We start from the raw sequence: 8,551 nt of genomic DNA, 5'->3' as shown, positions 1-8,551 counted from the left end.
TTGTTCGCGTGGCTGTGAAACCCCGTAAGGGTTTCGTTTGAAGCTCTGGAGCCTCTCGGGGGAGAGACCGTCTTCACCATCCTGTCGGATGGCCCCGCTTCCTCACTTCCACCTTGTCATCCTGCTCGCCTTCCTTGAAGGCTCAGAAAGAATAGTCCCAAACCCTCAACTTGTCAACACCCCAACTTGAGACGGCTCGGTCAATGCCTCGTCGGACGCGCCGTGAACGCTTTTTTCGAGCTTTTCGGGCAAGCCGTAGAGATGCCAGCGAGCGTCGACTTTCGCCACGACCGCCGAATCCATCACGATCTTCTCGGGCCACTCGCGCATGAAACCCTCCTCGCGCAGCTTGCGAGTTCCGTCCCAAATCAGCACGCCGTTCACGACTCGCACGTCCCGCTCGGGATCGATGTTGTTGAAGATCGTCCACCAGACGTCTTGCATGTCGTTCACGTCCGTCGCGTCGTCCACGAGCAGAAGATGCCGAATGCCCGAGGCGACGTTCGAGCGTGCGAACTTCTCGCCGATCACCGCCGTTTGATGCGGTCTCGTCTTTCGGACGGCGGCGATCCAGTAGCCGTCGGTCGTCTGCCGCTGCGCGATCACGCCGTCGGCGAGGGGCAAGTCGGTCGAGCTTGCTGCCCCGAAGACGTCTTCACCCTTTTCGAACGACGCGCCTTCGCGAGACGTGACGGCCTCGCCTCGCTCCTCGGGCAGCTTCGTGGTCGCGTCGATCACGAGCTTGCCGCCGAAACTCCACGAGCGGCTGGAGTGATCGAGCACGTCGGTCGGACCGCGGGTCAGGAGGGTGTCACGTTCGGGGACGGCCTTGCGCGCCACTTCGCGCCACACCCTTTCGAAGTCCGTCACCTTCACGTCCTCGTCCACCACGACGATGACCTTCGCGAACATCATCTGGCCGAGGCCAAGCAAGCCGTTGGCGACTTTGTACGCTTGCCCGGGGAAGTGCTTCTTGATGGACACGACGACGAGGTTGTGCGCGACGCCTGCCGGAGGCATGTGGTAATCGACGATCTCGGGCAAGATGAGCTGAGCCGCCGGAAGGAAGAGGCGCTCGGACGCCTCGATGAGGTAAGCGTCCTCCATCGGCGGGCGACCGACGATCGTCGCCGGGTAGATGGCGTTGCGACGCATCGTCACGGCCGTGACGTGAAAGCGTGGATAGAGATCTTCGAGGGTGTAGAAGCCGGTGTGATCGCCGAACGGCCCTTCGGGCTTCCACTCTTCGCCGGGATCGACGTAGCCTTCGAGGACGAATTCGGCGTTGGCGGGCACTTCCAAGTCGACCGTCACGCCTCGCGCGACCGGGTAACGCTGTCCGCGCAAGTACCCGGCCAGAGCGTACTCGTTGAGGCCCGGCACGGGCGGCAACGGCGCCGTCGCCGCGTAGATGAGGGCGGGATCGCCCCCGAGCGCCACGGCGACTTCGAGCTTCTGGCCAAGCTTGGCGGCGTTCTCCAAATGCCGAGCGCCCGTCTTGTGACGTTGCCAGTGCATGCCCGTCTCGCGCGGTCCCATGACCTGCATGCGGTACATGCCCATGTTCTTCTCGCCCGTCACGGGGTCTTTGGTGATGACGAGCGGCAACGTGACGAAGGGACCGCCGTCGAGCGGCCAGCACTTCAGCACGGGAATCTTCGACAAGTCGACTTCGTCGCCACGCCACACGACTTCCTGTACGGCCGCTTTTCGAACGCGTTTCGGCGGAAGGCTGGCCACTTCTCGAAGTTTCGGCACGTTGGACAAGAGCCCGCCGAGCCCACCTCCCATCTTGAGGTCCATAAGACGGCGAACTTTTGCCGCGAGATCGTCAAGATCGTTCACGCCGAGCGCCAGCGCCATGCGCTCGCGCGTTCCCAGCAGGCCGATGGCGAGCGGAAAGTCGCTGCCCTTCACGTTCTCGAAGAGTAGGGCGGGACCACCGCGCTTCACCATGCGGTCGGCGATCTCGGTGATTTCGAGGTCGCGGTCCACGGGAATGGAAACGCGAACGAGTTCACCCCGTTGCTCCAGCAGGCGCACGAAGCTTTGCAAGTCGGGAAAGGTCATGCCTCAGTGTAGGAGCGGCGCACGGCGTCCGCAGGGTGAATCGTCCCCTTGGGCGTCGTACGCCACAAAAAAACCGCTCCCGAAGGAGCGGCACCAAGATCGGTGAAGATCAGTACCAGCGCACGAGGCGATCGAGGCCGTGGCGGTGGTGAGGGAAGCCTTCCTCGGCGCGCTTGCCCACGGGGACCATCGCCGTGATGTGAGCGTGCGCGGGAAGACCGAGGAGGTCGCGAACCTTTTGCGGATCGAATCCGAGCATCGGGACGGTATCGTAGCCGAGGCTTCGCGCGGCGATCAGCAGGTAGCCGAGAGCGATATTGGCTTGGGCGTTGGCCCACGCGCCACGCTCCTCGACGCTTTGTCCTTCGAAGCTGGCGCGGAAACGCTCGGCCCGCTCCTTGATCTGCTCTTCGCCCATGCCGGGGTGGAAGATGTCGTGCACGTTCGAGAGGACGTCTTCCATGTCGCTGTACAACACGATGACGGCCGGCGCGTTGGAGACCTGTCCTTGGTTGTACGCCGCTTCCTGCAGCTTTTCTTGCAGGTCCTTGTTCTGCACGACGGCGAAGCGCCACGTCTGCACGTTGTTTGCGCTCGGCGCGAGGCTGGTGAGGCGCAGGATCTCGCGCAAGTCGTCTTGATTGAGAGGTTCTTGGACGAACTTGCGAATCGAGCGGCGGGTTTCGATGGCTTCACGGGTATCGAGCACGCGGGAGGTAACGGTCGTCATGCCAGTCATACTATTCGAAGCACTATATTTTGTCAAGTGCTACGACTTTCGCATCACTTCCTCATGCGAAGGAGTGTATACTGATTGCATGACGACGCCCGTGAAGAACGACTCGATCAAGGTCGAGTCAGGCAAGATCGAAGCCGTGAAGTCCGAAGCGGCGCACGGCTCGTTCTGCCCCGTTCACCGCGCGATCGGCATCTTGCAGGAAAAGTGGGTGATGCACATCATCCGCTCCCTGCTCGCGGGCGACAAGGGCTTCAACGAGTTGTCGCGCTCCGTCGGCGGATGCAACCCCGCCACGCTGGCCCAGCGCCTCGACCACCTCGAAGAGCTCGGCCTCATCCGCAAAACCGTCACCTCGGTCATGCCGCCGCGCACCCACTACGCCCTCACCGACGCCGGACGAGAGTTGCAAGGCGTGATCGACGCGATCGACACGTGGGCTCGAACCAACTTGCAGAACTCCGGCTGCTGAGCCTCCTGGCTCTCATGCAAACGGCGACAATACGTCGCCGAATGCTGTATACTTTTCTCTTGGCCGTCACGGCCGCACGGAGGGCCGTCCTGACCGGGATTGCCGACTGCTCGCGCCTGAACTCTTTGCAAGCTCCAGGCATCTTCGCGGAACGACCATACGAACGCGCGAAGCATCGGTCAGATTGCTCTCCCGGAAAGGACACAAATGCAATTCAACGAACTCATTCCGCCGACCTTGGCGGAACTGCTTGCCTCGCGCGGCATCACGGAAGCTTCTCCCATCCAAGAACAAAGCTTGCCTCACACCTTCGCGGGACGCGACCTCATCGGCCGCGCGCGCACGGGCACGGGCAAGACCCTGGCCTTCGTGCTGCCGATCGCCGTGAAACTTCAAGAAGACGCCACGCGTGGACGCGGGCCGCGCGCCATCGTGCTCGCCCCCACCCGGGAACTCGCCAAGCAAGTCGCCGGTGAATTCGAGCAGACCGCGCGTCACCTCAAGATCGTGACCGTCTACGGCGGCGCCGCCTACAGCCCGCAGGAAAACGCGCTCGCGCGTGGTGTCGACATCGTCGTCGGCACGCCGGGCCGCGTCATCGACCACCTCGAACGTGGCAACTTGCGCCTGGAGAACGTGCAGTTCGCCGTTCTTGACGAGGCCGACGAGATGCTGAGCGTCGGCTTCGCGGACGCCATCGAATCGATCCTGAGCGCCACGCCGCAAGAACGTCAAACGCTGTTCTTCTCGGCGACGCTGCCCGCCGGGGTCGAGCGTCTCGCCGCGCAGTACCTTCACAACCCGATCACGGTCGACCTCGTGGGGGAACGCGCTTCGCAAACCGCGCAGACCGTCACGCACCTCGCCGTGAAAGTCGGTCGCACGCGCACTCGTGTGCTCGCCGATTTGCTGACCGTCTACAACCCCGAGCGCGCCATCGTCTTCACGCGTACGAAGCGGGAAGCGGACGAGCTCGCCTTGGAGCTCATCCACCGCGGCATCGAAGCCGAAGGCTTGCACGGCGACCTCGCGCAAAGCCAGCGTGAACGCGCCCTGGGCGCCTTCCGCTCGGGTCGAGTGCGCGTCCTCGTCGCGACGGACGTCGCCGCCCGCGGCCTCGACATCGCCGAAGTCGACCTCGTGGTGCAATACCACATGCCGAACGACACGGAAGCCTACGTGCACCGCAGCGGTCGTACGGGCCGTGCGGGCCGCGAAGGCACGGCCATCGTGCTGTACGGCGACCGTGAAGGACGCGAATTGCGCAACCTCGAGCACGCGACGGGCGTGCGCTTCCAGCCGCGTTCCGTCCCGACGCCCAAGGAAGTGCGTGAAGCGTCCGCCCGCACCGCCGCCGACGCCGTACGGCACATCGAAACGGACCTCGCCGAGAGCTTCCGCGAGCAAGCCGAGAGCCTCTTGAACGACCTTGGCGTCGAAGCGCTCGCGCGCGCCCTCGCCAAGATCGCGGGCGTCACGACGCAAGCACAAAGCGCCTCGTTGCTTTCGGGCGAGGAAGGCATGACGACCGTCTTGCTGCACGCCGAGCGCATGAGCGTGCCGCGCGCCGTCGCCCTGCTCGCGCAAAACCTCGGCGTGGATTCGCGCTCGCTCGGCAAGATCCGTTTGTGGCGTGGCGGCGCGGTCGCCGACGTGCCCGCCGAGAACGTCGCGAAGCTTCTCGAGCGTTCCCCGCTCGACGGCGAAGTGCAAGTTACGATCGCCGACGAACTGCCTGAACTCTTCGAAGTCGCCGAGCGTGACGGACGCAGCCGCGACGGTGGACGCGGCTACCAAGGTGGCCGAGGCGGCTACGGTGAGCGACGCGGCGGCTCCCGCGACGGTGGTGGCGACGGCGGCTCCCGCCCGCGCGGCGAGTACCGCCCGCGCAGCGACAGCCGCAGCGACAACGGCGAACGCCGCAGCAACTACCGCGCCCGCGACCGCCGCTGATTCAGCGCAACAAAGAAGGGACCGAGGAATCAACCTCGGTCCCTTCTCTTTTTCTCTTCGATCAGCGTGTCTGTAAGTAGCGCCGAGCGAGCGTCACGTCTTCTTCCTTGTCCACGTCCGTGCCGATCGCCGCGTGTCGCGTCACGAGCGCGCGGGCGGGAACTCCCAAGATCTTCGACACCCGCGATTCGAGTTGAGCAATCGACAGCGTTCCGATCAAAAGGCGAAACAGGACGTCCACGCCGATGAGGCGCGCGAGTGCGAACGGCTTCTTGCGAAGCGCCAGCAGTTGACGCAGCTTCGGCAAGAACGCCTCGATGAGCTTAGGATCGAGCAGGAAGACGTTGCCGCCCGTGAACGTCCCGTCCTTCAAGCGGGCATACGTGCGTTTCACGCCTGGAAACGCCGCTTCGCACGCGTCTTTCGGTACGACGGGATAGACCAGCGACGCGCTTGGAGCGCCGTCGAGGACGTCGCGCAGCATTTGCGGCGTCATGAGAGGGACGTCGCCCGTCACGACGAGCACCATCGCCTGCTCTCCGAGGGCGCGCACGCCCGCCTCTAAGTTGCCGAGCAGGGTTCCCGAGTCGGGCAAGTTGAGGTCCACGAACTCGGTCATGTCACCGTGCAAAGGGCCGACGTACGCCACGCGCGACACTCGGCCACTTTCGCGCAAGGTGCGCAAGACGATGCGTCCCATCGGCTCGCCGCCAAGATCGAGCAAGGCTTTGACGGGAACTCCGTGCGCTTGGGCGAGCGGGTCGAGCGGGTCTCCCCCACCGAGGACGACGGCATTCCACGACTGGGCCATGCGTTCAGGCTAGCATTCCGAATCGAAGCTCACGCCGAAAATTTCGACTCGGCGACGGCGTCGCGAGAAGCGCTGAAGTCGTCCAAGTCATCGTCGGCGTCGTCCTCGTCACCGACCGTCGCGCTCGGCAAGATCAGCAAGAACTCCGCGCCGCCCCCGGCGTGGTTGCCGCCCGTCAGCGTTCCGCCGTGCAATTCTGCGATTTGCCGCGACACCGACAAGCCGAGGCCCGACGAGCCGCTTCCGGACACGAACGGCTCGAAGATCCGCTCGCCGAGTTCGGCGGGCAGTCCGGGGCCGTCGTCACGCACGATAAAGCGCAGCTCCGTCGGAGTTTCCAGAAGGCGAAGCTCCACTCGGCCGCTTCGACCCGCCGCTCGACGAGCGTTGGCAAGCAGATTGCGCAGCGCCTGCACGAGACGGTCGGGGTCGCACAGCACCATGATGCTCCAATCGCCTTCGTAGCGAACGCTCGGCACGAGGCGGTCGAGACGATCGCGCAAGTTCGCGGCGGGCAGGAAGTGCAAAGCGAGGGTGATGTCCATCTGGCCGCGCGCAAGTTGCATGAGGTCTTGCGTCGTGAACGACAATTCCTCGGCGACGAGCGCGGCGCGCCGCACTTCCTCGCTTTCCGTGGACAAGCTCGCCCGTGCAAGGCTCGCGCGCAAGACCGTCAAGGGCGCGCCGAGCTCGTGCACGATCTGGCCGAGCAGCGCCTTCTCGCGCTGCTGCTGCGTCGAAATACGGCCCAACAAGCGGTTGATCGCTTCCAGGAGGCGGTACACCTCGTCTTGGCGGCTTGGTAGCGGAATGCTTCCGGCAGAAGGATCGAGGCGCTCGGCGACACGCGCGGCGCTCGCGAGCCCCCGCAGGTAATACCGACCGACCAGCCAACCGATGAGGAGCATCAAGACGGGAGCGACCAGCAACCCGAGCAGCAAAAACTGCCACGCGCTGCGTTGGATGCTGAGCACCGGTTCGTACGGCAACGCGACCCACACCCGCACGTCACCGAGCACCGGGCGGACGATGCCGTACACGCTCGTGCCGTTGTCGAGCACTTGCTGTCCTTCTCGAATCACCGGCTGAAACGAGCCGAGGTTTTGCGAAGCCGAGATGAAGCCGTTTTGTCCGAACAAGTACACGAGCGCGCCGCCAGACGGTCGCTCGATGCCGAGCGGCGCGTCTCCCGTGAAGAGGTTGCGCACGTACTCCGCTTGATCTTCGAGGCGCGAAACGAACTGCTTTTCCACTTCGCTCGTCAACAAGAACGTGCCCGTGCCGGCCAAAACGGCGAGCAGCACGAGCGCGACGAGCGAGTAGACGAGGGCGAGGCGAAACCGCAGCGTCATGGCGAATCAGGACTGCAGCACGTAGCCGACGTTGCGAATGGTGCGAATGCGAAGCTCCGAGCCGACTTGCGAAAGCTTCTTGCGAAGTTGCGAAATGCGAACTTCGACGGAGTTGGAGTTCGGCGTGTCCCAGCCGTACAGGTGAGATTCGATGTCGCCCCGCGAAAACACACGGTCGGGCGTCCGCATCATGAGCTCCAGGATGCGCGCCTCGTGCTCGGTGAGGATCGTTTCGTGATCATCGACGCTGAGCGTCAAGGACGAAGTCGACAAGCTCGTGTTGCCGAGGGAGACTCCGCCGCCCGCCGCCGTGCGCCGCAGCAACGCGCCGATGCGCGCGTCGAGTTCGGGCATCGCGAAGGGCTTCGTAAGGTAGTCGTCGGCGCCCGCGTTGAGGCCCGCGACGCGCTCTCCGACGGCGGAACGCGCCGAGAGGATCAAGACGGGCGTGCTGGAAAACTGCCGCAAGGACTGCACGAGGTCGAGACCGTCGCCGTCAGGCAAGTTGAGGTCGAGCAAGATCAGCTGCGCGGAATGCGTGCCGAGCCATCCTTGCGCGTCCTTGAGGGTCGGGGCGTGGTGCACTTGATAGTCGGCGCTGAGGTACTCGCGCAACAGCGGACCGAGATGCGGGTCATCTTCGACGATCAGGATTTGGGGAAGCATTCAACCTCCGTGGAAGCTCAGCGTTTGGTTTCGTTGAGGCCGGGGAGCGAGAACGAGCGGTTCTTGTTGTTGACGCGCTCGAACGTCATGGTCAAGCCGCGCCCGGCGAGATAGCGGGCGAGAGTCTGCCCGCGCGGATTGTCGAGGATGATCTGGTTGTCGCGCAACGTGCCCGTGAGGCTCGTGACGTTCTCGTCGTCGATCAGGAGGATCGTGACAGGGCCGCTCGCGTCTTGGGCGACGCGCAAGACGATCTTGTTGCCCTCGCTGTCACCCAGCGCGAACAAGCCCTGCAAGTCGCGGTCGAGCACGCGCACCGTGATGGCCGACGCGCCGCTCGCGAGCGTCACGAGCGCCGCGAGGGTCAGGAGGATTTTGGACAGGGTCTTCATCATTTCGTTGTTCCTACTTTACGCGTGACGTCGCCCGTAAAAGCGGATCGCTTCACGTCGAACGACCTCAGTGTAAAGAAAGAAGCTGACGCGCTCTTG

The 8,551-nt window shown here is 64.1% G+C and carries 8 protein-coding genes; 2 read left to right on the top strand and 6 right to left on the bottom strand.

The features are described from left to right. Positions 1-165 precede the first annotated feature (165 nt). Both DES52_RS21685 and DES52_RS21680 read right to left on the bottom strand, forming a co-directional pair. Complete coding sequence (locus tag DES52_RS21685; RefSeq protein ID WP_110888923.1) at positions 166-2,070, bottom strand: menaquinone biosynthesis decarboxylase; 1,905 nt, start codon at positions 2,068-2,070, stop codon at positions 166-168. Positions 2,071-2,179: 109 nt separating this feature from the next. Next, the gene (locus DES52_RS21680; RefSeq protein WP_110888922.1) at positions 2,180-2,800 is read right to left on the bottom strand and encodes a nitroreductase family protein; all 621 of its coding nucleotides are present in this window, start codon (positions 2,798-2,800) and stop codon (positions 2,180-2,182) included. Between the two features lie 88 nt (positions 2,801-2,888). On the opposite strand from DES52_RS21680, the gene DES52_RS21675 reads away from it, so the two are divergent. Both DES52_RS21675 and DES52_RS21670 read left to right on the top strand, forming a co-directional pair. Next, positions 2,889-3,278 carry a winged helix-turn-helix transcriptional regulator gene (locus DES52_RS21675; protein ID WP_245901223.1) on the top strand — a complete coding sequence of 130 codons (390 nt, stop codon included), beginning with the start codon at positions 2,889-2,891 and terminating at the stop codon, positions 3,276-3,278. A gap of 207 nt (positions 3,279-3,485) precedes the next feature. Then, positions 3,486-5,231: a DEAD/DEAH box helicase gene (locus tag DES52_RS21670; protein ID WP_110888921.1), complete on the top strand. Its 1,746-nt coding sequence runs from the start codon at positions 3,486-3,488 to the stop codon at positions 5,229-5,231. 61 nt (positions 5,232-5,292) lie between these two features. Here the strand turns inward: DES52_RS21670 and DES52_RS21665 are convergent, their stop codons facing one another. From DES52_RS21665 to DES52_RS21650, 4 genes are read right to left on the bottom strand one after another with little or no spacing between them, the layout of a single operon-like run. Further along, positions 5,293-6,042: a nucleotidyltransferase family protein gene (locus DES52_RS21665; RefSeq protein WP_110888920.1), complete on the bottom strand. Its 750-nt coding sequence runs from the start codon at positions 6,040-6,042 to the stop codon at positions 5,293-5,295. 29 nt (positions 6,043-6,071) lie between these two features. Further along, positions 6,072-7,394, bottom strand: a complete 1,323-nt coding sequence (locus DES52_RS21660; RefSeq protein ID WP_110888919.1) for a sensor histidine kinase — start codon at positions 7,392-7,394, stop codon at positions 6,072-6,074. 6 nt (positions 7,395-7,400) lie between these two features. Beyond that, the gene (locus tag DES52_RS21655; RefSeq protein WP_110888918.1) at positions 7,401-8,060 is read right to left on the bottom strand and encodes a response regulator transcription factor; all 660 of its coding nucleotides are present in this window, start codon (positions 8,058-8,060) and stop codon (positions 7,401-7,403) included. 17 nt (positions 8,061-8,077) lie between these two features. Then, on the bottom strand, positions 8,078-8,455 hold the full coding sequence (locus DES52_RS21650; protein ID WP_110888917.1) for a hypothetical protein: 378 nt from the start codon (positions 8,453-8,455) through the stop codon (positions 8,078-8,080). Positions 8,456-8,551: the final 96 nt, after the last annotated feature.

Source organism: Deinococcus yavapaiensis KR-236, assembly GCF_003217515.1.
Taxonomy (GTDB): domain Bacteria; phylum Deinococcota; class Deinococci; order Deinococcales; family Deinococcaceae; genus Deinococcus_A; species Deinococcus_A yavapaiensis.
Note: the sequence above shows the minus strand (reverse complement) of the source record. Positions and strands in the feature narration are given on the sequence as shown.